The organism is Tistrella bauzanensis (genome assembly GCF_014636235.1).
GTDB lineage: Bacteria > Pseudomonadota > Alphaproteobacteria > Tistrellales > Tistrellaceae > Tistrella > Tistrella bauzanensis.
The window spans coordinates 1-24,697 of the sequence record NZ_BMDZ01000070.1 but is presented as its reverse complement, the minus strand read 5'-3'; the positions used below and the strand labels follow the sequence as shown (position 1 = coordinate 24,697).

The following is a 24,697-nucleotide window of genomic DNA, read 5'->3' as shown; positions in this document are numbered from 1 at the left end:
TACGATCCTCCGTCGTCTTCGCAAACCACAGAGAATCACAAGCCGCTGAAATCACTCAACATAATTTTCGGTTGGGCTCTCAGACACCGAAATAACCGCGTCGGCCGTCCTCGCCGTCATCACGTCCATGACGCTGCGATAGCGCGCCTGATGGCGATCGACACGGTCGGGCACCATCGCATAGATCAGGTCGTGGATGGTCACCACCTTGGCAAATCGGCCCAGGACCGGACCGGCATTGCCGGGGCTGAACATAAGGTCGACACGATCCTTGAGCGCCAGAACCGGCAGCACGGTCTGTTCCCACATCACCCGCTTCAGCCGGCCGCCGAAGAGCGGCACCGTGACCAGACGCACATGGTCTGCCAGGTGTTCTGGCACCACATGTCCCGCCTGTGCATAAAGCACGAACCGGTAACGGTTGAGCGCCACCACGGCGTCAAGAAGCGACCAGGAATATGTGGCCATCCCCCCGGGAATGCCGGGCGGTAGAAAACTGAAGTTGAGGCCGATCACATTCATTGAGTCAGACACGGCACAAGGGTTGAGGCAGATCGCATGCGAGGATATGCCTCAAATGCAATCATTTTGCCAGATGGTATTCTTCGATGGTGTGATCGCCCGCCGAACGTGCCTTTACAGACACGAGACGTCGCCGCTATGCCCCCGGCAGGGTCACCCGCACCATGAATCCGATGCCGGGGGAGGGACGGTTGACGATCGACAGACTCCCGCCTTGCCCTTCGGCAAGGCGCCGGCTGATCCGCAGCCCCATGCCGGAGCTTCCCCCCTTTTGCGCCATCTCCGCCCCGGGAGAGCCCGGCGATTGCCGTGGATCTTCGAGATCATGGGCCAGCACGCCATGGCCACCCTGCATGCGCTCAGGCGCCACCCCCGGTCCGTCGTCGCTGATCGAAAAACCGGCAGTGCCGGCAGGCTCGGACAGCAGGTCGAGCCAGACCGTACCACCGGACGGTGTATACTTTATCGCATTCGCCAGCAGATTGACCGCGATCTGCTGCACGGTCGCCGGATCGGCGCGCACGGGCAGCGGCGCCGCCCCCATCCGCACATCCAGCCGCAGGCCCGCATCCAGCCCCAGACCGTGCACCAGCCGCAAGGCCGCATCCAGCGGCTCACGCAGATCGGTGGCGCCGAGAGCGGCGGCGTCGCCGCGACGGCCGGCTGATGGCGTGTCGAGCAGGGTGTTGACCAGCTTCAGCATCCAGCGGCCGCCTTCGTCGATCGTGCCGGCCCATTTTCGCGCCTCGGCCGGCACCATCGGGTCCACCGCGATCAATGCCGCGTATCCCATGATTGAACACAGTGGTGTGCGCAGTTCATGAACCAGTTCCGGCACCGCCTGGCCCGGCACCGCCACCATGTCGGCCAGACGCGCCTGAACGCGGCTCGACAGGTCGATCTGCTGCCTGAGGCGCGCATGACTGCCCATCAGGTGCAGACGGTCGGCAACCAGCGCTGCATGGGCAAGTAGAAGCCGCGATTCGGTCGGCGTCAGACCATCGGGCCGGGGGCTGGTGTCGATCACGCACAACGTGCCAAGGGCGGTGCCATCGTTCAGGCGGATCGGCGCACCGGCATAGAAGCGGATGAACGGCGCGCCGGTAACCAGCGGATTGCTGCGGAACCGGGGGTCGTCCACCGGATCGCGGACTTCCAGAATGCCCTTCTGGCATAGCGCATGGTCGCAGAACGCCCATTCCCGTGGGGTTTCGCGGGCATCGAGCCCGGTGCGGGCCATGAACCACTGCCGGCTGGCATCGATCAGCGACACCAGAACGATCGGTGCCGCACAGATGGTGGATACGATGTCGACGATGCGGTCGAGCCCCGGATCCGGCGGGGTATCGAGCACGCCCAGACGATCCAGATGGGCCAGCCGCATGCGCTCAGCCGCGGCGTCACGCGGTGCCACGGCCGGATCGGTGTCGAGCATGTCGTGTTCCGCGATCATCGGCGATCGCCCCTCCTCATCTATGGCGCCCTCATTGTCCCCGGAGCACCCCGATCTCCACCATATTGCCACGGCGAACTGAATGAAGGGTTAAGCACGTGGCGCAAACTGCATCGCACCGGTATCCGCCGATACGGCGCCACCACCTTCTCACACCCGGTCGGAGTAGCGGTCGAAAGCCGTCAACCGCCGCACAGGGATATCAAGCTCGGCCCGTCGATAGATCTCCAGCCGGAGGAAGGTCAGCTCGGCCTCGACATCGGCCTCGGCGACATCGCGCCACCACGCCTTGGGCTGACCGTCGGAGCCGTCGTTCCAGCGATAGCCGCGGGCCTTCAGGGCGTCCTTCATGTCGAAGGGGCTGCCTTCGGCGCGGATCCGCATGCTCGCCTGGCGCGCCCCGGCCAGCAGGCTGCCCAGCGCCGTGACGCCCGAAACCGGCAGCGGCCGGGCCAGAACCTCCAGCAGGGCCCGGCAATCCTCGGCGGCCCGATGACCGTCATGGAACAGCCCGGCCTGTGCCAGCAGATAGCCGAGCTTGGTGCCTTCCACGCCCTCGCCCGACCAGTCGATGCCCGATTGCGAGCAGGCCCAGGCCTTCATCCGGAAAATATCCCAGACCCGCTCGACGAACCGGCGGTCGAAGCCGGCGTTATGGGCGATCACCACCGATGCCGGCTCGGCGAAGCCCGCAACCTCGATCGGCTCGATCGACTGACCGGCGACCATCTCGTCGGTGATGCCGGTCAGGCGGGTGATCTCGGGCGGGATCGGCCGCCCCGGATCCTGAAAGGCCGAAAAACTGCCGGTGACCCGGAACACCGTGCCGCCGGGTTCATATTCGAAGGCGATCATACCCAATTCGATGATCGCATCGGTCCTGGGGTCGAGGCCGGTGGTCTCGACATCCAGGATCAGCCCGGTTCGCACCTCGCTGCGGCGCTGGAAGTCGCCCTTGGCGGCGGCGGTGGAAAACCATTCGCGCGGCGTGATCCGGCGCAGAACGCGATAATCGCCGCTGGCTTCCAGCTTTGCCGCCATGGCCTCCATCTCGGCACGGGCCCGGGCGGATGGGGAGCGGGGACGCGTCGTCATCGAGCCAACATCACTTGTACCAGACCAGTTGTTCAGATGTGGCGAGCACGGTGCCGGCCGCATCCCAAAGCGTCACCTGCTGGTCGAAAAAGCCGTCATGCGCCCGCCGGGCCACCGCTTCAGCCAGCACCGGCGCGCCGCCGATGGTCGCCAGCACCTCCGGACGCGCATGAATATAGGTCGACAGCATAACGGTCGATACCGGCCGCGGGCGACGGTCGAGCAGAAACACCCGCGGAAACACAGCATCCGCCAGCCCGGCGATGACGGCCACATCGAATGCCGGCTCGTGGCCCGCGGGCCAGTCGCCGGGGCCATCGGGTGCATGATCCGTGTCAGGCGCATGGCGCAGCCATGTCAGGCCCCGGCTGCTGGCGGCGCCCGAAAACGGCTGGCCATCCACCACACGCATGTCATAAGCGTTGAACCAGCCGGGCATGCCGGGCAGCGGCTTGAAGCGCGGCAGCTCGGCCGCCGGCGGCACCGTGGGCATGGCGGAGCGTGGCTCGGTGAAGTCGCCGGTATCGCGGCGCGCGCCGGTGGTGACGGTCGCCTGACAGCACAGGACGTCGCCGCCCTCGCCCGCCTGAATCAGATCCACCTGCCAGAACCCGACCGACCGCCCGACGCGCAGCGGCCGGGTGACGATCCGCAGCGGCCCCTCGGCGATCGGCCCCATGAAGCTGGTATTGGTGGCGACCACGCCGGCCCCGACCCCGGCGCCGGCGAGCCACAGGCCTGCCGCCCGCTCGGCGGCCCGTGCCAGCAGGGCCGCGATCCAGCCGCCGAACGGGCCGATCATGTTGCGCCACAGCGGGTCGGTGCGGCCGCTCCAGATCTGTTCGCCGCCGGCATCGCCCGACATGAGCTCAAGATCCAGCGAGCCCCGAAACGCATCGGCGCGGGCCGCCTGTGTGGCAGGGTCTGTGATGGTCATGGGCGGTGGCCTTTCCGGTCCGGTTCCGATGCCCCGCCTGTGTATCATGAAAAATGTCCGGTCGTCAGGTGCCGCCTTGCGCGCGCTTACACCAGCCCGCGCCTCGACGCCTCCAGGGCCGCCTCGGCCCGCGAACAGATGTTGAGCTTGGCATAGATCGCCTTCACATAGCCTGCGATGGTATGGTCGCTCAACGACAGCAGCCGCGCCACCTCGGCGTTGCGCAGGCCGCGCCCCAGCAGGGACAACACCTCCACCTCACGCGGGGTCAGAACGGTCTCCGGTGTGGTCGGAACATGGGGTGCCGGCACATGGCCGCGGCCGTCGGGCTGGCGCAGCCGTGCCAGCATCCGCCGGGCGATCGATGGCGACAAGGGCGGATCGCCCTGCTCGATCCGGTGCAGATACTGCATCAGCAGCCCGGCATCCTGGTCCTTCAACAGATAGCCCTGGGCACCGGCGGCGATGGCATCGAACAGATGTCCGTCATCGTCATAGATGGTCGTGACGATTGTCATCACATCGGGCCGGCCGTCGGTCAGATCGCGGATCAGGTCGATCCCCGATCCGTCGGGCAGTCCCAGATCGACCAGAACCAGATGCGGGCCGCCGGCCGCGCCGGTATCCGCCGGCGGCAGACGATCGGCCAGCAGCGCGCGCGCGCGCGCCAGGCTGTCGGCGCTGGCGACCTCGATGCCCGGAAACGCCCTGCGCAGCGTGTCCTCAAGCCACAGCCGGGTCGGCTTCAGGTCTTCGATCACGAACCCATGTCGTCCCGCGCCGGTCTCGGTCATGTCCGGCTCCTCGTGGTGTCACTCGCCCCGAAGGTGCCCCGGGCCGGGTGACACAGCGGCAGATCCAGGGCGACATGCGTGCCCTGCCGGGTTTCGGGAAAGCGCAGAACACCGCCCAGTTCGGTCACCCGCCGGGCAAGATTGCCCAGGCCCAGGCCGCCCGACCCTGATGCAACCGACCCTGATGCACCCGCCGCCGATGCCCCGGTCTCCGATGCCCCGGCCTCCGATGCAGCAATATCCAGCCCGATGCCGTCATCGCATACCGCCAGCCGCAACCATCCGTCGCTCATGCCGATCTCCACCCGTACAGTCGTCGCCTCCGCATGACGAATGACATTGCTGATGATCTCGCGCAATGCCCCGAACAGGTTGCGATAGACCGGATAGTCCAGCATCACCTCGTCGTCGGCGCCGTCGTCCAGCGGCCAGTCCAGCGTCAGGCCGGCGGCCTCCAGCCGGCCCGCGGTCTCGTGGCGCAGATCGGCGATCACCCGGCCCAGCGGCATGGCGCCGCGGGCCAGACCGGCCGCGATGGTGCGGATATCGGCCATGGCCGACCGGATGACCTGCCGGGTCTGCGGCAGATCGGGCTTGTGCAGACCGGTCAGCAGCCGGGCGCCGACATCGTCGTGCAGATCCCGCGCGATCCGGTGACGCTCTTCCGACGCGCCGCGTTCATAGGCGGCGCGGCCTTCATCGGCATGGGCCATCAACTGGGTCAGCTCACGCGCCAGTTGCAGATGGGCCGGGCCGAACAGGCCGCGCCCCCGCCAGGGATAGCCGATGGCCAGCGCCGGCGCATCGGCCGCCGCCGGCAACAGCAGCAGCACGCCGTCATCGCGGGCCGCGGCCACGGCGACGGCGGTTTGCGACGGCGCCAATGTCAGCGGATCGAACAGGCTGCGGATCAGGTCGCGCCAGCGCGCCGCCCGCTCGGCAGGGGTGGCCGTAAAGGCGACCTCGATCACCCGCCGGAACAGCTCATGATCGGGCATCCGCCGGCGCAGGACCATCCGCCGCCACAGCAGATCGCGCAAGGGCAGATAGCCGAAGCCCACCGCGATCAGCGACAGGCCCAGAGACGGCCCCTGATCCAGACCGATGACCAGGATCAGCGCCCCGTCCAGCACCAGCAGCAGCATGGCGCCCAGGGTATAGAACATCACCCTGAACGCCCATTCATCCAGCTCGAACAGCCGATAGCGCCGTACACCCAGCGCGATGCCGATATAGATCAGCAGAAAGAACCCGAAGGCCAGGCCCTGCGACATCAGCTGTTCGCCGCCGAACACCAGCGGCACGGCCATGGCCGATACGAAGACCCCGGCACCCAGCGCCACCGACAGTCCGAGCCAGCGCAAGCCCGCCCGCGCCCGCGGGTCGCGCCGGTTCAGCCGCCACTGCACACCGATCAGCGCCAGGATCACGATCATCTCGATCATCACCGGCAGATGAATGCCCATCGCCGGCGTGGGCAGCAGCCGTGCCGTGTCCAGCACCCACAGGACGGTCATGGCCACGGCCAGAATTCCGGGCACGATATCGGGCACCAGCCGGCGCGGATATATCAGGAACAGGGCGATCATCGCCACGCCGAAACCCAGCGCGCCCCAGTGGTTGAGCGCCGCCAGCACCCGGAACAGGCTGCCATCCAGCGCCAGTTCCCGCGTGCCATAGATGGCCGAGCAGAAGGCCGACACCGCCAGGGTCGGCGCGCTCGCCGCGAACATCATGGCGCCGCGATCATCCTGACGCAGCGCCAGAACCCAGCCGCCGATCAGCATGGCGCCGACACCGGTCACGATCTGCACCCAGAACAGCGCTGGAAGCTGGCCGATCGGCCGCATCGGCGCCGGTGCCAGCCACACTGTCTGCGGCTCGCCCTCCGGGTCGATCAGCGACAGTTGGACCCAGTCATGCGGCAGGATCCCGGCCGCCAGATCCTGCCGGGCCAGCAGATCGACGATCGCCTCATAGGTCGGCAGGAAATCCGGCTCTTCCAGCAGATCCTCGGCCCTCAGCGTCAACTGGCGGCCCTGGCCATCGGCAATCGCCTGCAGGTGCATGCCCTTCATCACCCCGGCGGCGGCGGCCGGGCCATCCTCGGCAATGCCGGCAATGGCCAGTTGCGGCGCCAGCGCGGCCTCGGTCTGGGGTATCACCGCAAGCCGCAAACCCAGCCAGGGCTGGCCCACCGCGGCCACGACCGACAGGCCGCCCAGCAGCAGACCGGCGGCCAGGGCGCAGAGAATGACGAGGCTCGGAGACCATTTCGGCAAGGGATCGGCCGTGCGCTGAGGGGGGACGAAGCAACGAGATGACCGAAAGTTAACATAATCCTAACACTTGACCGCGCAGATTTTGGCACATGTCATGAAACGCATCGCCGCATCACTGATGCCACCGCGCCAGTCAGGCGGTGCCGGCACGCCCCGAACGCCGCAGGGTCGCGGCAACGAAGACGAAACAGGCCGCTGCGGCAAAGAAGGCGAGCCCATGGGCGGCCGCCTCCATCGCGGCCCCGGCGATGACCGGCCCCAGCAGGGCGCCCACCCCCCACATCAGCCCCATCGCCGCATAGATGCCAACCAGCTCCGCGCCCTGAAACCGGCTGCCCACAACGGCCAGCATGACCGTATAGACGCCCACGAAGGCACCGCCCCAGACGAACAGCAGGGCATAGGTCGCGATCTCGCTGGCCAGGGCCAGCGGCCAGAGCAGGGCGCCGATGCCCGCCGCCAGCGCCAGCAGGCGGACCAGCATCATCCGGTCCATCTTGTCGCCCAGCCAGCCGATCGGCAGTTGCAGCACGATCGCGCCGATCATCATGCACGACATCAGGCTGGTGGCGCCGGTCTCCGTCCAGCCGAGCCCGGTTGCATAGATGGCCAGGAACGACAGGCCCGAGGTCTCAAGCGCCGCATTCAGCATGATCGCCGCGATCGCGACCGGCGCCAGACGCATGAAATACAGCGGGCCGCGGGCCGATGGCCGCTCGAAACGCGGCGCCACGATGCCAGGTGCCGCAATGAAGGCTGCGGCCGCCAGCGCGATGGCGGCGCCCGCCAGATAGGCCCCCGCCCCATCCGACCCGATCCAGGCCAGAAGCAGCGGCCCCAGCGCGAAGCCGACCGACAGCGCGGCGGTATAGGCGGCCATCCATCGGGCGCGGGTGGCCTCGGTACTCAGTGCGTTGGTCCAGGTCTCCGACAGCACGAACAGGGTTTCCGATGCCGCCCCCAGCAGGATGCGCAGCAGGAACCACGACCAGATCGGCGTGACCGGAAAGGCCGCCAGGATGGCTGCCGCCAGCACCAGCGCCCCGATCACCATCGGCCGGACACCCAGCCGGGCCACGACCCGTGGCAGCAGAAAGGCCATGGCCAGCACTCCCAGGGCGTGCATGGCGGCATTGGCGCCGATCAGCGCCGGATCCAGATCCCGCCCGGCCAGATCGATCGCGATCAACGCGGCACTCAGGCTGTAGGTCAGGCCGAACATCATCGCGGTCAGGATCACCGCACCGCGCGAGATCAGCGTGGCACGGCCGGCCGGCACGGCAGGGCTCCGTTGACTGGTCATCCCGCATTCGCTCCCATACCAGGGGTGTCGTCATCGATCCGGGCCAGAAAGCCCTGGAACCGTCGCCCCCATGACCGGTCCCGATGATCCACCAGCCGCGACAGGGTGCGGGCATAGTCGAGCACCAGCCCCGGTGTCCAGGTCATCGAGGTGGCGCGGCTGCGGATCATCGCCGCCACCCACATATCCGGGTCGGTCAGCAGCCACAGCAGCCGCGCCCAGGGATATGGCCCGGCAAACACACCTTCAAGCGCCGCCTCCAGCGCCGCCGCCACCACCACCGAGCAGTTGCGGTTGGTGATATTGTAGGTCGCATCCTGCTTATATCCGGCCCAGAAGGCGCGCAGCCGACGGGCACTGTAGCGCCGGATCGCCACGCTGACATCGGCCGCCCGCCAGTCCTGCACCTCGTCGTCATACGACCGCTGAAAGATGCCGGGCACGTCATTGCCGGCGCCGCCATGTAGCACATTGACCAGCGACCGGCCCGCCGGATCGAAATCGGTTGCCGGGCAATGGCTGATATAGAGGTCCGGGGCCAGTTCCAGCGTCGCATGGCCGGTCGAGAAGGCGCCATCGGCATCGGTCGCGGCCAGATAGCGGTCGATCACCGGCCGCCGCGACCGTGCCTGCCCGGTCGGCGTCCACACCCGGACCAGGATCGGCGGATCGTCCGGCCGGTTGAGCGGGCTGTCACCGATCAGGACCGGGGCGTGGTCGTACCAGCCCCGCGCGCCGAACACCGGCAGCAGCAGGATCGCCGCCTCGTCCTCCAGCCCGCGCAGCATCAGCCCCAGCCGGATCAGCAGCCAGCCCGACAGGCCGACGAACAGCCCGACACAGAACGGCAGGTTCAGGCCCGGCGACAGCGGCCATCCCGACAGCAGCATGACCGCAAGGCCAAGCTCGGCCGCCCCGCACAGGCACGACACCACCCAGCCGGTAAATCGGACGATCAGGGCCATGCCGGCGCGGACGAAGCCATCGAGGATGAAGGCCAGCGCAAAGGCCAGGGCCATGGCCGATCCGCCCAGGAACACCGCCGAGAGCACCAGCCCGCCCGCCGCGATCGATGCAGCCGGCCGGATCAGCCCCCGCCATCGGCGCTCACCCCGAAGACTGACCACCGCCGGCAGCATGGCAAGGCCGGTCAGGACGAAGCCGCCGCCCAGGGCGATATAGGTGGCCTGGGTCACCATCTGCGACAGACCGGCTGCCAGCATCACCGCCAGCACGACCAGCAACCCGCCGGCAATGCCGAGCACATACCATCGCGCGCGAAAGGCCGCGGGGCCGATCAGCAGGAATGCGAGCTTCAACATAAGGCCACCCGACAACGACATGCGACATCCGGCAGCCCGGATCAGATGCAGCATCTGCCGGATGATCACCGTTGCAAACAACAGTACACATCTGGGAAATCAACGATGATTTACGTGACCTTATATTCTTTTGCAATAGGGGTTCCTGCGGCGTTAGGCGGGTCACCTTTCTGCCACGGCCGGCCGGCGCCCGCGGGAAATTGACCGATGCCCCCCAACCGCCTAGCCTTGGGCGGTGCTGGCGGAATTGATCAAGTGCAGGAGCGGGCGGCATGGCGGCAGTGGCCGGGCGGGGTAAGGGCAGAACCGGACGGACGGGCGCCGATGGCGCCGGGGCCGGCGACACCACCGCATCCCGTGCCGGGCGCGCGCAGCCGCGCGGCCGCGGCCGCCGCAAGACCGTGGCCGATGCTCCGGATGGCCAGATCCTGCGGCCGGTCTCACGCATGGTCGCCACCCAGGATGCCGTGCATATGGGCCTGCCGGGCGCGGTTGAAACCGGCGGGCTGGGCGATCTGGATGCGGCGGAACGCGAAACCCTGCATGTGCTGCTGGGGGCCGGCATCGCCGCCAACAGCCGGCTGGCGCTGGTCAAGGATGCCCGCTATCTGGCCGGGTGGTGGGCGGCGGCCAATGGCGGGCCGATGCCGTGGCCGGCGCCGCCATCGGCCGTGGTGCGGTTTCTGGTCCATCACCTCTATGACCCGGAAGAACGCCGCCGCAACCCCGACCATGGCATGCCGCAGGCGGTCGAGGAGCGGATGGTGGCGTCCGGCCTGAAGCGTGCCCCCGGCCCGGCCGCCCCGGCGACCGTCGCCCGCAGGCTGGCGAGTTGGGCATCACTGCATCGCATGCGCGGCATGAAGCCGCCGACCGAAGATCCGTCGGTGCGCGAACTGCGCCGGCGGCTGTTCCGATCCTCCGACCACATGCCCGGCCGCAAGGCGCCGGCGCCGGTTCTGGCCGACACGCTGGAAGCCCTGCTCCAGACCTGCGAGATCGATATCGACCGCGAGCCGCTGCGGGCGGCGCGGGATGCGGCCTTGCTGGCGGTGATGTGGGCATCGGGCGGGCGCCGGCGCAGCGAGGCCGGGATGATCCGGGTGGAACATCTGCGCCGCGAGCGGCCGCAGCCGGCCGAGATCGCCCCCGATGGCGCGCTGACGCCCGAAGGCGCCGCCAGCGGCTGGCTGCCGGCCATGACCATCGCCCTGCCCCGCACCAAGACGACCCGCGCCATCGATGGTGCGCGGGTCTGGCTGATCGGCCGGCCGGTGGACCTGCTCGACGCCTGGCTTGCGGCATCTGGCATCCGCTCAGGCGCTGTTTTCGTGCCGATCGACCGCCATGGCAATCCGCGGGTCACCCCCGACGGTCGCGGCTTCGGCCGCCGTGGCCTTGATGGGTTGAGCGGTCAGGCGGTCGCCCGCATCGTCAAGGCGCGGGCCTCGCAGGCGGGGCTGGACCCGCGCGGGATCAGCGCCCATGGCCTGCGCTCGGGCTTCATGACCGAGGCCGCGAACCGCGATGTGCCGATCCAGCAGGCCATGGCCCAGTCGCTGCACCGCTCCATCGCCGTCGCCGCCCGCTATTACGACGAAAGCGCCGCCGCCCGTGGCCGCGGCGCCCGCATGATGGCCAATCCGCCCCCGGCGGCGATGCCACCCGCGGCCGCCCCGGCGGCAAAACCGGAACCGGCTGCGAGGCGCGGGCGCAAACCGCGCCCCTGACCGGACGGCCGGGGCATATGGTCAGTCGGCGGCGGGAAACAGCTCGACATGGCAGGCGCCGTCGCGGCCGTAATACACCGCCCGGCGCCCGGCCAGGGTGACATGATAACCGACACAGCCGGCGGCGGCGATCCGCGCGCAGAAGCCGCCATAATCGATCGCCCGCCGCTGGACGGCGCCGATCGCCGCCGCCACGCCCGCCGCGTCGAACCGGCTGGCCGGTGCATGCGCCAGAGGCTCTGCCGCGACCACCGTCGACCAGCCGTCGGGACGGTAATAGGTTTTCTCCGCCCGCAGCAGATCGGCGTGATAGCGCTCGATGCCGGCCGCGCCCAACAGGCCGATCACGTCCGGAAAGCTCAGCTTTCCACGATCGGACCCTTCCGTGCACGCGACCGCGGTCACATGAGCCATATCGGTCATGACGTCATCCCTCTGTTATCTCTCGGGTTATGTCGTTCGGCGGGTCAGGGTGCGGTGCCGTCGGTCAGTCGCTCGGCACGGTGGTCAGGTGATGGCGGCTGGCGATGCCGGTCAGCACCCGCTCCATCACCTGCCGGTCGGCGACCGGCAGGTCGCCGAAGAAGGCCGCATCATTGGCATCGGCCAGCGCCGTCAGATCGGGGATCAGCCGGCGTCCGGCATCGGTCAGGGCCAGAAGCTGGCGGCGTTTATCGGCCGTGGCGCCGGTTCTGACGATCAGCCCGCGCGCCACAAGCCGGTCGGCCAGTTTCGACAAGCCGCCCCGGGTCATTCCCAGATCGGCCGCCAGCCGGCTGGGCATGGCGGGGCCGGCCTCATGCAGCATGCGCAGGATCACCCAGTCGGCAACGCCGATATCGCGCGTCGCCAGCGCCCGGGCGAAGGACTGCGACACGTGGTTCGAGACCAGCCGCAGCCAGTAGCCAAGATGGCCGCGCAGCGGCGTGTCAGATGCTGGTACAGGCATGGTGGCCCTGCTTCTGTTTCCCGGGAAACAATATACCTGTCTATTTCCTGGTCAACCACTTTCCATTGTCGCATAGCGGCAGCGGGCCCATATGACAGAAGCGATCTGCGCCGGTGATCCGAACGGCCATTGCCCGCTTGGGCGGCCGCGCATAACGTCACGGTCGATCTGTCACGCTGCGGTATAAGCGGCGGTCGGGGTTCCGGTGTCCCTGCGCCGGGGCCACCACTCTTGAACCGGGGGAGACCTGAACCGATGACCATGGCCTGGGCTGATGCCGCAGAGCGTTTCGACCTCGACGAAACCCTGCGCACCGCGCTTCACGGCGACATGCAGGCGATCAATGCCTGTATCGAATGCTGCGACGCCCATGCGGATGCCGATCCCGACCGAGTGGCGCTGCGCTTCGAACGCCGCGACGGCACCGGCCGCACGCTGAGCTTCGGCGCGCTGCGCGAGTTGTCGGCGCGCTTCGCCGGCCTGCTTGCGGCACGCGGGATCGAAGCCGGCGACCGGGTTGGCGGGCTGCTGCCGCGGGTGCCCGAACTGCTGGTCACCATTCTTGGCACCTGGCGCGCCGGGGCGGTTTATCAGCCGCTGTTCACGGCCTTCGGCCCCAAGGCGATCGAGCATCGCACCGCCACCGCCGGCACGAAGCTGATCGTGACCGACGCCGCCAACCGCCCGAAGCTGGCGGAATTGAGCGTGCCCGCCACGATTGTTGTCACCAGCGGCGGCGCCAGCGGCACGGATCTCGATTTCGACGCCGAACTGGCCGGCCAGAGCCCTGAGGTCGCGCCGGTCATGCGCAGGGGCGACGACCCGTTCCTGATCATGTTCACCTCCGGCACCACCGGCCCGGCCAAGCCGGTGATGGTGCCGTTGCGGGCGATCGCCGCCTTCAAGGGCTATATGACCCAGGCGGTGGATCTGCGCCTCGATGACCGGTTCTGGAACATCGCCGATCCCGGCTGGGCTTACGGCCTGTATTACGCGGTGATCGGCCCCTTGTCGCTCGGGGTGGCCACCACCTTCTATGACGGCCCGTTCACCGCCGAGAGCACCTATGGCCTGATTGCGAAGCTTGGCATCACCAATCTGGCCGGCGCCCCCACCGCCTATCGCCTGCTGCTGGCGGCAGGGCCCGAACTGGCGCTGCCGGTGAAGGGGCGGCTGCGCGCTGTGAGCAGCGCCGGTGAGCCGCTGAACCCCGAGGTGATCCGCTGGTTCGCCGAGCATCTGGACGTCACCATCCACGACCATTACGGCCAGACCGAGCTTGGCATGGTGTTGTGCAATCATCACGGTCTCAGCCATCCGGTGCAGCCCGGTGCCGCAGGCTTCGCCGTGCCGGGCCACCGCATCGTGGTGGTGAACGAAGACACGCTGGAAGAACTGCCGGTCGGCGAGCCGGGTATCCTTGCGGTCGATCGCTGGAACTCGCCGCTGTTCTGGTTCGACGGCTATTGGAACATGCCGACCAGGTCGCTGACCGAGCGCTATTACCTGTCGGGCGACACGGTGGAGTTGAACGCCGATGGCAGCATCAGCTTTGTCGGCCGGTCCGACGACGTCATCACCTCATCGGGCTATCGCATTGGCCCGTTCGACGTGGAAAGCGCGCTGATCGAACACAAGGCCGTGGTCGAGACCGCCGTGGTCGGCAAGCCCGATCCGGAGCGCACCGAGATCGTGAAGGCCTTCGTGGTGCTGAAGCCGGCATACGAGCCCACACCGGAACTGGCCGAGGAATTGCGCCGCCATGTCCGGGCACGGCTGTCGGCCCATGCCTATCCGCGCGAGATCGAATTCGTCGACGAGTTGCCGAAGACCCCGAGCGGCAAGTTGCAGCGTTTCATTCTGCGCAACCAGGAAAAGGCGAAGGCCGAAGCCCGCGCGGCCGGCTGATCAGACAGGTGTGGTGGCGGCGCTCATTGCGCCGCCACCCCGTCCGGTGCCATGTCGCCGGCGCCGTCACGGTCGTCATCGAGCTGGATGAAGCCGCCCGACTGGCGGTGCCAGAGCCGCGCATACAGCCCGTTGCGGGCGATCAGCGCGTCATGGCTGCCTTCCTCGACGATGCGGCCCTGATCCATCACGATCAGCCGGTCCATGGCGGCGATGGTCGACAGGCGATGCGCGATCGCGATCACGGTCTTGCCCTCCATCAGCCGGTCCAGATTGGCCTGGATCGCCGCCTCGACCTCGCTGTCGAGGGCGGCCGTCGCTTCGTCGAGCACCAGGATCGGCGCGTCCTTCAGCATCGCGCGGGCAATCGACACCCGCTGACGCTGGCCGCCCGACAGCTTCACGCCCCGCTCGCCGACATGGGCGTCATAGCCGGTGCGGCCGGCTGAATCGGCCAGACCTTGAATGAAATCATGCGCCTCTGCCCGCCGGGCCGCCCGGATCATGTCGTCATCGCTGGCATTGGGCCGGCCATAGATGATGTTGTCGCGCACCGACCGGTGCAGCAGCGAGGTGTCCTGGGTGACCACGCCGATATTGGCGCGCAGGCTTTCCTGCGTCACATCGTTGATGTCGATCCCGTCGATGGTGATCCGGCCCGATTCGACGTCATAGAACCGCAGCAGCAGGTTCACCAGCGTCGACTTGCCGGCCCCCGACCGGCCGATCAGCCCGATCTTCTCGCCCGGCCGGATCGACAGGTCGAGGTCGCGGACCACGGCGCGATCGCCACCATAGTTGAACCCGACGCCATCGAAGCGGATCGCGCCCTTCACCCGGCCCAGACGATGGGCATCGGGCCGGTCGGCCACCTTGTGGGGCCGCGAGATCGAATTGATGCCATCCTGCACCGTGCCGATATTCTCGAACAGAGCCGACATCTCCCACATGATCCACTGCGACATGCCAAGCAGACGCAGCACGAACGACACCGCAACGGCGATCGCGCCGACCGAAATCGCCGCCTCGCTCCACAGCCAGATGCCGATGGTGGCGACCGACGCCAGCAGGACGTAATTCATCGTCTGGTTGGCGACCTGCACGAAGGTCGCCATACGCATCTGGGTATGCACGGTGCCAAGGAAGCGGTCCATCGCGTCGCGGGCATAGACGTCTTCGCGCATCGCGTGCGAAAACAGCTTCACGGTCGCGATATTGGTATAGCTGTCGACGATCCGCCCGGCCATTTCCGAACGCGCATCGGCCTGCCGGCGCGACACCCGGCGCATGCGCGGAATGAAATAGCGCAGCAGCGAGGCATAGGCTATCAGCCACACCGCGAAGGGCAGCATCAGCCGCCAGTCCGCCGAGGCCGCCACGATCAGCGCGCCGGTGAAGTACACCAGCACGTAATTGCCCATATCGAGCAGCTTCATCACGGTTTCGCGCACCGCCAACGAGGTCTGCATCAGCTTGGTGGCGACGCGGCCGGCGAATTCGTCCTGGAAATAGCTCATCGACTGGCGCACCAGATAGCGGTGCAGGCTCCAGCGGATGCGCATCGGAAAGTTGCCGAGCAGGGTCTGGTGGATGATCAGCGAATTGCCCAGCGCCAGCACTGGCATGATCACCAGCACCAGCACCCCCATCGCCGCCAGTTTCCAGCCCTCGGTCTGGAACAGCACCTCGGGCGTGGTGCCCGACAGAAGATCGACGATCGAGCCCACGAACGAGAACAGCAGCACTTCCGAGACCGCAATCGCCGTGGTCAGTGCCGCCATCATCAGCAGCCATTTTTCCGAGCCGCGGGTGTAATGGCGACAAAAGGCGATCAGCCCGGTCGGCGGCTGCTCGGGCAGTGCCGGCGGATAGGGATCGAGCCGGCCTTCGAACCAGCCCATCACCCGCGAGACGGGGCCGCCGCGGCGGGGCGGCCCGGTGTCGGCGGATGCAGGTGCCGCGGGCGCGGCACGATCGCCGGATCTGGACGCGGTCATGACGTTCCCTGACATGAAACGGTGTTGCGGGGGGGCGGCAGGGCCAATGGCAGGCCCGTCCTGGATATTCTGACAAGCATAAGCTTGATATATGCATCGCCAGCCGTCGTGACCATAGCCCGGCTACGCGGGGCTGGCTTGCGTCAGTCTGAGGTCGGGCGGCAGCACCGCCCCGTCAATACCGGCCAGCCGCGCCGCCAGCCGCTGCATCCGCCCCGCAAACACCCCGGCATCGTCCAGTGCCCGGGCCAGCACCACCGCGCCCTGAATATCGGCCACCGCATCGGCCGCCATCTGCCGCGCCGGTGCCGCAGCGACACCGGTTGTCTCGATCGCTGCCGCCAGGGCCTCGATCCAGGCGGTGAAATACGACCGGATCGCCAGGGCGAACCGGTCGCGCACGCTGTCGAGCGCGAACGCCCCCACCAGACACACCCGCCGGCCTGAGCGGAAATACTGGCTGGAAGCGGCGCACATTCTCTGCATCGCCGCCCGTGCCGCATCGCCGTCACCACTGGCCGCGGCCACACGCAGCGGCGCGAACACCGCCTCGGTGAACCAGCGGTCGATCTCGGCCAGCACCGCCGCCGCCATCTCTTCCTTTCCGCCCGGAAAGAAGTGATACAGGCTACCGCGGCCGAGACCGGTTTCCGATGCGATCACGCCCAGGCTAGCGCCCTCGAACCCGTGGGCGCGAAACACCTCGGCCAGCAATTGCACCACATCGGCGCGTTCATGGATCAGTCTTGCCATCGCCTCGCCGTCGCCTTGTGCCTCACAGGCCAAGCGCCGACAGCCCGGGGTGATCGTCCGGCCGCCGCCCCTGTGGCCAGAAGAACAGCCGGTCAGTGGCGGCGTTCGGCAGATCATTGATGCTGGCAATCCGCTGCCGCATCAGGCCGTCCGCGTCGAAAGCCCAGTTCTCGTTGCCATAGGACCGGAACCAGTTGCCACTGTCATCGTGCCATTCATAGGCGAAGCGAACCGCGATCCGGTCGCCGCTCACCGCCCACAGTTCCTTGATCAGCCGATAATCCTGCTCGCGCTGCCATTTGTCGGTGAGGAATCGCACGATTTCGGCCCGACCTTCAATGAATGTGGCGCGATTGCGCCACCGGCAATCGGGCGTATAGGCCAGCGCCACCCGCTCAGGGTCGCGGCTGTTCCAGCCATCTTCCGCCAGACGCACCTTGATGGCGGCGGTTTCTGGCGTGAAGGGCGGCAGGGGTGGACGGGGATCGGACATCGATTGGCTCCTGTCGATCTGTATTGAACGTTACATTCTGTACTGATTGATACATACAGAAAGTCCCGCCGTCAACGGCTGTCCGCCAGCCGCCTCGACACATGGCACCACAGGGCGGAAAAGCCGCTTATGATGCAGGAAGAACCGCCGATCATGGCGACCCGGCCGCACCCGGCCGGACGTTGCGACACGGGAGGGGCGACACCCATGTCAGAGACAGCACATACCCCCACCACTCCACCGGCCCCCACCACTCCACCGGCCCCCACCACTCCACCGGTACTGATCGTCGGCGCCGGCCCCACCGGCCTGACGCTGGCCCTGGCGCTCACCGCCTGTGGCATCGCCTGCCGGATCGTCGACAAGGCGGCCGAACGCACGCAGGTCTCGAAAGCCCTGGCGGTGTGGAGCGGCAGCCTTGAGGCGTTCGCCGGTCTGGGAGTTGCCGACAGCATCATCGATGCCGGCATCCGCATGACCCATATGCGGGTGGGCGATGGCGCCCGAGAACTGGCCACGATGCCGATCGCCGAAGGTGTCGACAGCGCCTTTCCCTTCGTGGTGATCATTCCGCAGTCTGAAACCGAGCGCCTGCTGGCCGAGCATCTGGCGGCCCGGGGCGTGACGATCGAACGCGGCCTGGAACTGGTGGCGGTCGACCAGACCGCCCATGCGGTGCGGGCGGTGCTGCGGCCGGCCGGCCATGACGACGACCGCGCCGACAGCGCCATGACCGCCGCCTATGTCGTGGGCTGCGACGGCGCGCGCAGTGCAGCACGCCATGCCATGGACATTCCGTTCACCGGCTATACCGAACCGCAGACCTTTATCCTGTCCGATACGACGATGGCGGGGCCGCTGGACCCAACCTCGCTCTATGTCTGGTGGGGCGCGGGCGGCAGTGTCGCGCTGTTTCCCATCGGCGACGGGGTCTGGCGGACCTTTGCCATGCGCGACGACCCCGACGACCAGTCGCCGCCCGACCTCGACGAGATGCAGGCGCAGTTGAACCGCTGCGGCCCGCCCGGTCTTGTCGCCGGCGATCCGACCTGGCTGTCGGCCTTCCGGGTGAATGAACGGCTGGCTGAGCGCTATCGGCGGGACCGTGTGCTGCTGGCCGGCGATGCCGCCCATATCCACAGCCCGGCCGGCGGCCAGGGCATGAACACCGGCATTCAGGATGCGGTCAATCTGGCCTGGAAGCTGGCGGCGGTGCTTCAAGGCCGTGGCGACGCAACGACGCTTCTCGACAGTTACGAGGCGGAACGCCGGCCGGTGGCCCGGCAGGTGATCGACGGCGCCGCGCAGAAGCTGCATGTCGGTATGGTCGCGCGCGGCACCACCACCCGGCTGTTGCGCGATGTGGCGGTGTCGGTGGTGTCAAAGCTGCCGATGCTGCGCCGCAAATTGCAGGTGGACCTGTCGGAAACGGCGCTCCGCTATGATACCGGCGCCCTGATCAGCCGGCCCGCGCCCCAATCGGCCCATCGTCATCCGGCGCCGGGTGAACGGGCGCTTGACGGGCCGCATGGCGAGGGGCCGTTCTGGCGGCATCTGTCGGTCAGCCATCACTGTCTGCTGGTCTTCGCCGACGCTCTGCCCCCGGCCCTGGCGCAAAGCCGCAGCCATTGCGGCACGGCCATCGCCGTGGTGACCGTCACCCTGACCGATGATCCGGATGGCGTGCTTGCGGCCCGCTATGACGCCCGTCCCGGCAGCGGCGACTGGGTACTGATCCGTCCCGATCAGTTCATCGGCGCCCGTGGCCGCGCCGATGATGCGGCCTCATTCGACGCCTATGCCCGGATGGCCCTGCTGCCGGCCGGATGACGCCATGCGACAAGCCATGCGTCAGACGATTAACATCCATGTTTCAGACGCAGATAATGATGTTTTGAACATCACTTCTGGGATCTGTAACATGATCAATGCCAGTTCAGACCGGAGGCAAGCTTGATCACGGCGGCACAGATGCGGGCCGCGCGGGCCCTGCTCGGCATCGACCAGCGCCAGTTGGCCGAATTGTCGGGCGTCTCGCTGCCCACCATCCAACGGATGGAGGGCAGCGACGGCAATGTCCGCGGGGTCATCGACACGCTGACCAAGGTGGTGGAGGCCTTCGACCGGGCCGGCATCGAATTGATCGGCGATGGCGCACCCAGCCAGGGCCAGGGGCGCGGCGTGCGGCTGAAACAGCCGCGCGCCGGCATCTGACCCCTTGGATCCGGCGCACCGATCGCCGACCGCATCGTCATGCGACGGAAGGACGGATCAGCCGATGGCCGCGCGTCTCGCGGGCCCGCGCCTTGCGGACCTCTTCACCCCGAAACTCATCACCGTGCTGCGCGAAGGCTATGGCTCGGTCGGCCTGCGCGCCGATGCGATCGCCGGCCTGACGGTGGCGATCGTGGCGCTGCCGCTGTCGATGGCCATCGCCATCGCATCGGGCGTCGGGCCTGAACGCGGGCTTTATACCGCCATCGTCGGCGGCTTCATCGTCTCGTGCCTGGGGGGCAGCCGGTTTCAGATCGGCGGGCCGGCGGGCGCGTTCATCGTGCTGGTGGCGGCCACAGTCGCGGCCCACGGCGTCGATGGGCTGATCCTGGCCACGATGATGTCGGGGCTGATCCTGCTGGCGATCGGCGCGCTCAGGCTGGGCACCTTCATCAAATACATCCCCTATCCGGTGACCGTGGGCTTCACCGGCGGCATCGCCGTGATCATTTTCTCAAGCCAGATCAAGGATCTGTTCGGGTTGACCCTCAGCGGACCCGAGCCGGGAGAAATCCTGCCCAAGCTTGCCATGCTCGCCGATGCCATCCCGACCGTCACGCCGGCGGCAACGCTTGTGGCGCTTGCCTGCATTCTGGTCATTCAGGGGCTGAAGATGCTGGCGCCGCGCGTGCCGGGCATGCTGGTGGCCGTGGCCGGCGCCGCGATCGCGGCCTGGCTGCTGAACCTGCCGATCGAGACCATTTCCAGCCGCTTCGGCGGCATTCCCCAGATGCTGCCCGCGCCGGCGCTGCCCACCATCACGCTCGACCGGCTGGTGACGCTGCTGCCGGCGGCGCTGTCCTTCGCCCTGCTCGGCGCCATCGAAAGCCTGTTGTCGGCGGTGGTCGCCGACAGCATGACCGGGCGACGCCACCGGTCGAATTGCGAGTTGGTGGCGCAAGGCGTCGCCAACATCGCCTCGGGCCTGTTCGGCGGCTTCTGCGTCACCGGCACCATCGCCCGCACCGCCACCAATGTCCGCGCCGGCGCGCGTGGCCCGGTCGCGGGCATGCTGCATGCCGTGTTCCTGCTGGGCTTCATGATCCTGGCCGCACCGCTTGCCGGCTATATCCCGCTGGCCGCCCTGGCGGCGGTGCTGGCGATCGTGGCCTGGAACATGATCGAGCGCCACGCGATCGCGGTTCTGCTGCGCAGTTCCGGCGGCGACGCGCTGGTGCTGGCCACGACCTTCCTGCTGACCGTGTTCAAGGATTTGACCGCCGGCATCGTCGCCGGCTTCGCGCTGGGCGCGCTGATCTTCCTGCACCGAATGGCGCAGGCGGTCGAGGTTCAGGGCGGAACGCCGCTGGTCGAACCGGATCTGGCCGACGACGACCGCGCCGAAACCGGCGGCCGCACCGCCTATGACCCCAGCCGCGCCACCGATCGCGATATCGTGGTCTATCGCATTTCGGGCGCCTTCTTCTTCGGCGCCGCCGCCACGGTGGGGGCCACGCTCGACAATATCGGAGCCACGCCCAAGGCCTATGTTCTGGATATGAGCGCGGTGCCGCTGCTCGATTCCACCGGTGCCGCCACCATCGAGGGATTTCTGCGCAAAGCCGTGCGCCACGGTGCCACGGTCTGGATCGCCGCCGCCCGGCCGGCGGTGCGCCAGATGCTGCACCGCCACGGCATCACCCCGCCGACCGCACATTTCCGCGGCGACGTCGATTCCGCACTGCGTGCCGCACGTCAGGCGTTGGCAAGCAACGGCGCCACCTGACCCGCCGCGCCGGAATACGCCTGTCCGACAATGGCTTGACCCGCCACCTCGTCTCAACCGCAAGGTGCTTGTTGTATCTGGACACCTGCCCGGTTTGGATGTCCAATCGTCCCTAAGCGAACTGCGCCGACACGCATCTGCGCAGTCATGGGGGAGAAACTGGGCATGATCTTCGATTATGTGATCGTCGGCGGTGGTTCGGCTGGTGCAACGCTTGCCGTGCGGTTGTCGGACGACCCCACGGTCAGCGTCTGCCTGCTGGAAGCCGGCGGCGAGGGGCGCGATCTGTTCGTGCGCACGCCGGCGGGCGTGGTCGCCATGCTGCCCGGACGCCCGAAGCTGAACAACTGGGCCTTCGATACCGTGCCGCAGGCCGGGCTGGGCGGCCGCAAGGGCTATCAGCCGCGGGGCAAGGGTCTGGGCGGATCCAGCGCGATCAATGCCATGCTCTATGTCCGCGGCCATCCGTCGGATTATGACGGCTGGGCGGCCGCCGGCTGCACCGGATGGTCGTACCAGGACGTCCTGCCCTGGTTCCGCAAGGCCGAGGGGAACCAGCGTGGCGCCTCTGATTTCCACGGCGCCGACGGGCCGTTGCAGGTGGCCGATCAGCCCTCGCCGCGTGGTGTCACCCGGGCCTTCATCGAGGCCGCGGCCGAATGCCAGATCCCGCGCAACGACGATTTCAACGGCCCGCGCCAGGACGGTGTCGGGCTGTATCAGGTAACCCAGTTTCACAGCGGTCCGCGCCGTGGGGAACGCTGTTCCGCCGCCGCCGCCTATCTGCACCCGGTGATGGCCAGCCGCACCAATCTGACCGTTCTCACCCGTGCCCATGCCACCCGGATCATCGTCAAGGATGGCCGCGCCACCGGCGTCGCCTATCGCCGCGGCCGGCAGCCCGCCGAGGTGCAGGCCCGGATCGAAGTGATCCTGTCGGGCGGGGCGTTCAGTTCGCCGCAACTGCTGATGCTGTCGGGCATCGGCCCGGCAGCACATCTGCGCGGCATGGGCATTCCTGTGCTGCATGATCTGCCGGGCGTCGGCCGCGATCTTCAGGATCACCCGGATTTCGTGCTGTCCTACCGCTCGCGGATCACCGACATGTTCGGCATCGGCATGGCCGGCACCATGAACCTGATGCGGGCCTTGCGGGAATGGCGGCGCCAGGGAACCGGCATGCTCACCACCCCCTTCGCCGAGGCCGGTGCCTTCCTGAAGTCTGAGCCACATCTCGACCGGCCCGACCTGCAATTGCACTTCGTGATCTCGATCGTGGATGACCATGGCCGCAAGCTGCACCGGGGCTATGGCTTCAGCTGCCATGTCTGTGTGCTGCGGCCGAAATCGCGCGGTACGCTGGAACTCGCGGGGCCGGACCCGATGATGGCGCCGCTGATCGATCCGGCCTTCCTGTCGGATGACGGCGACATGGCGCTGATGCTGCGCGGCACCCGCATCACCCGCCGGATCATGGAGGCGCCGGCCCTCGACAGCTTCCGCGACCGGGAACTCTATATGCAGGGGCCGCAAAGCGATGAAGAACTGACCCGCCATATCCGCGCCCGTGCCGACACCATCTATCACCCGGTCGGCACCTGCCGGATGGGCGGTGACGAGCAGGCTGTGGTCACCCCTGAACTGAAGCTGCGTGGTATCGACCGTCTGCGGGTGGTGGATGCCTCGATCATGCCCAGCCTGATCGGCGGCAACACCAACGCCCCCACGATCATGATCGCCGAACGCGCCGCCGAGCTGATCCGCCGCGACCGCCTGAGCGGCAGCGGCCAGACCACCACCACCACCACCGTCGCCGCTACCGCCGCCGCCTGATCGCCTCCCGCCCCTCATCGAAGGTCCGGTCATGATGGACAGCCTGAGCCACGAGCACACGGCCCCCGCGGCACCGGATGCCGGCGCGCTATCGGATGCCGGTGCACCGCCCGGCGCCCTGATCCTGAACGACAGGATCGCCCGGCTCGAAGCCGCCAGCACCGCCTGGGCACAGACCACGCTGGCTGACCGGATCGGCGTGATCGAGGCGGTGCGCGATGCCCTGATGGCGGCCGCCGAGGATTGGGTCCGGGCGGCGGCAACCGCCAAGCAACTGACAGCCGAGGCGGCGGCGCTGGGCGAGGAATGGCAATCGGGCCCCTATGCGCTGATGAGCGGCTGCAACGACTATCTCCACACCCTGCGCGGTCTGGCGGCCGATGCCGCAAAAGGTGCGGGCACCCGGCCCCGGCATCTGCGCGGGTTGAAGACGCGGGCCCTGCCCAACGGTCAGCTAGCGGTCGAGGTTCTACCGGCAACCCATTGGGATAAAGTACTGTTCAGCGGCGTCAAGGCCGAGGTCTGGATGCGTCCGGGCATCACCGCTCTTGGGTTGAAAGATCATGTCGCCGCCAGCCAGTCATCCCCCCCGGCCTCTCGGAGCGGCTGGGTCTCGCTGGTTCTGGGGGCCGGCAACATCACCGCCATCGCGCCGCTGGACTGTCTGCACAAGCTGCTGATCGACCATGCGGTGGTGGTGTTGAAACTGAACCCGGTTCTGGACGCGATGAAGCCGGTGCTGGAGCGGGTATTCGCGCCGCTGATCGCGCGTGATGCGCTGGCGATCGTCAGCGGCGATGGCGCAGTTGGGGCGTGGCTGTGCCGGCATCCACGCATCGCCGACATCCATGTCACCGGATCGGCTGCCACCTGGGGGGCGATCGTCTGGGGCAGCGGTGCCACGGGCCAGCGTAACCGCGCCGCCGACGCGCCGGCCAATCCGAGCCCGGTGACGGCGGAACTGGGCTGCGTGTCGCCGACCATCGTGGTGCCGGGGCCGTGGAGCGCCGCCGATATCGCGTTTCAGGCCGAAAACATCGCCAGCCAGAAGCTCCACAATGCCGGCTTCAACTGCATTGCCTGCCAGATGCTGGTTCTGCCGCAGGACTGGCCCGCGGGCAACCGGCTGCTGGCCGCGGTGGAGCGGGTGATGGCGGCAGCACCCCGGCGGGCGCTGTGGTATCCGGGTGCCGCCGCGCGCGTCGCGGCAGCGCTGGATGGCGCCGGCCATGTCGTCCGCCGGCTAGCAGCCTGTCGGACTTTCCCCAGCGTGCGAGCGGTGCGATGATTCCGTTGGTTTCAACGGGATTGCGCGCTGATGGCCCG

Annotated in this window: 20 protein-coding genes; 7 read left to right on the top strand and 13 right to left on the bottom strand. The window is 67.9% G+C overall.

Annotated elements, in window-relative coordinates; all coding sequences use genetic code 11:
- Positions 1 to 51 precede the first annotated feature (51 nt).
- From IEW15_RS21250 to IEW15_RS21215, 8 genes are all read right to left on the bottom strand, one after another.
- Positions 52 to 468: a glycosyltransferase family protein gene (locus IEW15_RS21250; RefSeq protein ID WP_188581727.1), complete on the bottom strand. Its 417-nt coding sequence runs from the start codon at positions 466 to 468 to the stop codon at positions 52 to 54.
- Between the two features lie 190 nt (positions 469 to 658).
- Positions 659 to 1,975 (bottom strand): GAF domain-containing sensor histidine kinase, encoded by a 1,317-nt coding sequence (locus tag IEW15_RS21245; RefSeq protein ID WP_229708449.1) that lies wholly within the window; start codon positions 1,973 to 1,975, stop codon positions 659 to 661.
- 150 nt (positions 1,976 to 2,125) lie between these two features.
- On the bottom strand, positions 2,126 to 3,070 hold the full coding sequence (locus IEW15_RS21240; RefSeq protein WP_188581725.1) for a 3'-5' exonuclease: 945 nt from the start codon (positions 3,068 to 3,070) through the stop codon (positions 2,126 to 2,128).
- A 10-nt stretch (positions 3,071 to 3,080) separates the two neighbouring features.
- A complete protein-coding gene (locus IEW15_RS21235) occupies positions 3,081 to 4,007 on the bottom strand; it encodes a thioesterase family protein (RefSeq protein WP_188581723.1) in 927 nt (308 codons plus the stop codon).
- An 86-nt stretch (positions 4,008 to 4,093) separates the two neighbouring features.
- Complete coding sequence (locus IEW15_RS21230; protein WP_188581721.1) at positions 4,094 to 4,801, bottom strand: response regulator transcription factor; 708 nt, start codon at positions 4,799 to 4,801, stop codon at positions 4,094 to 4,096.
- On the bottom strand, positions 4,798 to 7,083 hold the full coding sequence (locus IEW15_RS21225; protein ID WP_188581720.1) for a sensor histidine kinase: 2,286 nt from the start codon (positions 7,081 to 7,083) through the stop codon (positions 4,798 to 4,800). Before IEW15_RS21225 ends, IEW15_RS21230 begins: the two co-directional genes overlap by 4 nt.
- A gap of 133 nt (positions 7,084 to 7,216) precedes the next feature.
- Entirely contained in the window at positions 7,217 to 8,386 is a 1,170-nt protein-coding gene (locus IEW15_RS21220; protein ID WP_188581719.1) for an MFS transporter, read from the bottom strand.
- Entirely contained in the window at positions 8,383 to 9,708 is a 1,326-nt protein-coding gene (locus IEW15_RS21215; protein WP_188581716.1) for an HdeD family acid-resistance protein, read from the bottom strand. Before IEW15_RS21215 ends, IEW15_RS21220 begins: the two co-directional genes overlap by 4 nt.
- A 272-nt stretch (positions 9,709 to 9,980) precedes the next feature.
- Between IEW15_RS21215 and IEW15_RS21210 the strand changes: the two genes are divergently transcribed.
- Positions 9,981 to 11,438, top strand: coding sequence for a site-specific integrase (locus IEW15_RS21210; RefSeq protein ID WP_188581714.1), 1,458 nt, complete (start codon positions 9,981 to 9,983; stop codon positions 11,436 to 11,438).
- Between the two features lie 21 nt (positions 11,439 to 11,459).
- On the opposite strand, the gene IEW15_RS21205 is transcribed toward IEW15_RS21210, so the two are convergent.
- Positions 11,460 to 11,861: a DUF1398 domain-containing protein gene (locus IEW15_RS21205; RefSeq protein WP_188581712.1), complete on the bottom strand. Its 402-nt coding sequence runs from the start codon at positions 11,859 to 11,861 to the stop codon at positions 11,460 to 11,462.
- A gap of 64 nt (positions 11,862 to 11,925) precedes the next feature.
- A complete protein-coding gene (locus tag IEW15_RS21200; RefSeq protein ID WP_188581710.1) occupies positions 11,926 to 12,387 on the bottom strand; it encodes a MarR family winged helix-turn-helix transcriptional regulator in 462 nt (153 codons plus the stop codon).
- Between the two features lie 255 nt (positions 12,388 to 12,642).
- Here IEW15_RS21200 and IEW15_RS21195 point away from each other — a divergent pair, with 255 nt between their 5' ends.
- Positions 12,643 to 14,295, top strand: coding sequence for an AMP-binding protein (locus IEW15_RS21195; protein WP_188581708.1), 1,653 nt, complete (start codon positions 12,643 to 12,645; stop codon positions 14,293 to 14,295).
- 23 nt (positions 14,296 to 14,318) lie between these two features.
- Here IEW15_RS21195 and IEW15_RS21190 read toward each other — a convergent pair whose 3' ends face one another.
- The 3 genes from IEW15_RS21190 to IEW15_RS21180 form a co-directional block, all read right to left on the bottom strand.
- Positions 14,319 to 16,196: an ABC transporter ATP-binding protein gene (locus IEW15_RS21190; RefSeq protein ID WP_322111520.1), complete on the bottom strand. Its 1,878-nt coding sequence runs from the start codon at positions 16,194 to 16,196 to the stop codon at positions 14,319 to 14,321.
- A 219-nt stretch (positions 16,197 to 16,415) separates the two neighbouring features.
- Complete coding sequence (locus IEW15_RS21185; protein WP_188581706.1) at positions 16,416 to 17,045, bottom strand: TetR/AcrR family transcriptional regulator; 630 nt, start codon at positions 17,043 to 17,045, stop codon at positions 16,416 to 16,418.
- Between the two features lie 22 nt (positions 17,046 to 17,067).
- Positions 17,068 to 17,538, bottom strand: a complete 471-nt coding sequence (locus tag IEW15_RS21180; RefSeq protein ID WP_188581704.1) for a nuclear transport factor 2 family protein — start codon at positions 17,536 to 17,538, stop codon at positions 17,068 to 17,070.
- Between the two features lie 207 nt (positions 17,539 to 17,745).
- Here IEW15_RS21180 and IEW15_RS21175 point away from each other — a divergent pair, with 207 nt between their 5' ends.
- The 5 genes from IEW15_RS21175 (at position 17,746) to IEW15_RS21155 (ending at position 24,659) form a co-directional block, all read left to right on the top strand.
- Positions 17,746 to 19,368, top strand: coding sequence for an FAD-dependent monooxygenase (locus tag IEW15_RS21175; RefSeq protein ID WP_188581702.1), 1,623 nt, complete (start codon positions 17,746 to 17,748; stop codon positions 19,366 to 19,368).
- Positions 19,369 to 19,491: 123 nt separating this feature from the next.
- Positions 19,492 to 19,752, top strand: coding sequence for a helix-turn-helix domain-containing protein (locus IEW15_RS21170; protein WP_188581700.1), 261 nt, complete (start codon positions 19,492 to 19,494; stop codon positions 19,750 to 19,752).
- A 64-nt stretch (positions 19,753 to 19,816) separates the two neighbouring features.
- Positions 19,817 to 21,538 carry a SulP family inorganic anion transporter gene (locus IEW15_RS21165; RefSeq protein ID WP_188581697.1) on the top strand — a complete coding sequence of 574 codons (1,722 nt, stop codon included), beginning with the start codon at positions 19,817 to 19,819 and terminating at the stop codon, positions 21,536 to 21,538.
- A 165-nt stretch (positions 21,539 to 21,703) separates the two neighbouring features.
- Entirely contained in the window at positions 21,704 to 23,371 is a 1,668-nt protein-coding gene (locus IEW15_RS21160; RefSeq protein WP_188581695.1) for a GMC family oxidoreductase, read from the top strand.
- Between the two features lie 31 nt (positions 23,372 to 23,402).
- Positions 23,403 to 24,659, top strand: coding sequence for an aldehyde dehydrogenase family protein (locus tag IEW15_RS21155; protein ID WP_188581693.1), 1,257 nt, complete (start codon positions 23,403 to 23,405; stop codon positions 24,657 to 24,659).
- Positions 24,660 to 24,697: the final 38 nt, after the last annotated feature.

Excerpts from the sequence above, each read along its gene's own strand:
- IEW15_RS21250 (WP_188581727.1), bottom strand. The coding sequence starts at position 468 with ATGGCCACATATTCCTGGTCGCTTCTTGACGCCGTGGTGGCGCTCAAC.
- IEW15_RS21245 (WP_229708449.1), bottom strand. The coding sequence starts at position 1,975 with ATGATCGCGGAACACGACATGCTCGACACCGATCCGGCCGTGGCACCG.
- IEW15_RS21240 (WP_188581725.1), bottom strand. The coding sequence starts at position 3,070 with ATGACGACGCGTCCCCGCTCCCCATCCGCCCGGGCCCGTGCCGAGATG.
- IEW15_RS21235 (WP_188581723.1), bottom strand. The coding sequence starts at position 4,007 with ATGACCATCACAGACCCTGCCACACAGGCGGCCCGCGCCGATGCGTTT.
- IEW15_RS21230 (WP_188581721.1), bottom strand. The coding sequence starts at position 4,801 with ATGACCGAGACCGGCGCGGGACGACATGGGTTCGTGATCGAAGACCTG.
- IEW15_RS21220 (WP_188581719.1), bottom strand. The coding sequence starts at position 8,386 with ATGACCAGTCAACGGAGCCCTGCCGTGCCGGCCGGCCGTGCCACGCTG.
- IEW15_RS21215 (WP_188581716.1), bottom strand. The coding sequence starts at position 9,708 with ATGTTGAAGCTCGCATTCCTGCTGATCGGCCCCGCGGCCTTTCGCGCG.
- IEW15_RS21210 (WP_188581714.1), top strand. The coding sequence starts at position 9,981 with ATGGCGGCAGTGGCCGGGCGGGGTAAGGGCAGAACCGGACGGACGGGC.
- IEW15_RS21205 (WP_188581712.1), bottom strand. The coding sequence starts at position 11,861 with ATGACCGATATGGCTCATGTGACCGCGGTCGCGTGCACGGAAGGGTCC.
- IEW15_RS21200 (WP_188581710.1), bottom strand. The coding sequence starts at position 12,387 with ATGCCTGTACCAGCATCTGACACGCCGCTGCGCGGCCATCTTGGCTAC.
- IEW15_RS21195 (WP_188581708.1), top strand. The coding sequence starts at position 12,643 with ATGACCATGGCCTGGGCTGATGCCGCAGAGCGTTTCGACCTCGACGAA.
- IEW15_RS21190 (WP_322111520.1), bottom strand. The coding sequence starts at position 16,196 with ATGGGCTGGTTCGAAGGCCGGCTCGATCCCTATCCGCCGGCACTGCCC.
- IEW15_RS21185 (WP_188581706.1), bottom strand. The coding sequence starts at position 17,045 with ATGGCAAGACTGATCCATGAACGCGCCGATGTGGTGCAATTGCTGGCC.
- IEW15_RS21180 (WP_188581704.1), bottom strand. The coding sequence starts at position 17,538 with ATGTCCGATCCCCGTCCACCCCTGCCGCCCTTCACGCCAGAAACCGCC.
- IEW15_RS21175 (WP_188581702.1), top strand. The coding sequence starts at position 17,746 with ATGTCAGAGACAGCACATACCCCCACCACTCCACCGGCCCCCACCACT.
- IEW15_RS21165 (WP_188581697.1), top strand. The coding sequence starts at position 19,817 with ATGGCCGCGCGTCTCGCGGGCCCGCGCCTTGCGGACCTCTTCACCCCG.
- IEW15_RS21160 (WP_188581695.1), top strand. The coding sequence starts at position 21,704 with ATGATCTTCGATTATGTGATCGTCGGCGGTGGTTCGGCTGGTGCAACG.
- IEW15_RS21155 (WP_188581693.1), top strand. The coding sequence starts at position 23,403 with ATGATGGACAGCCTGAGCCACGAGCACACGGCCCCCGCGGCACCGGAT.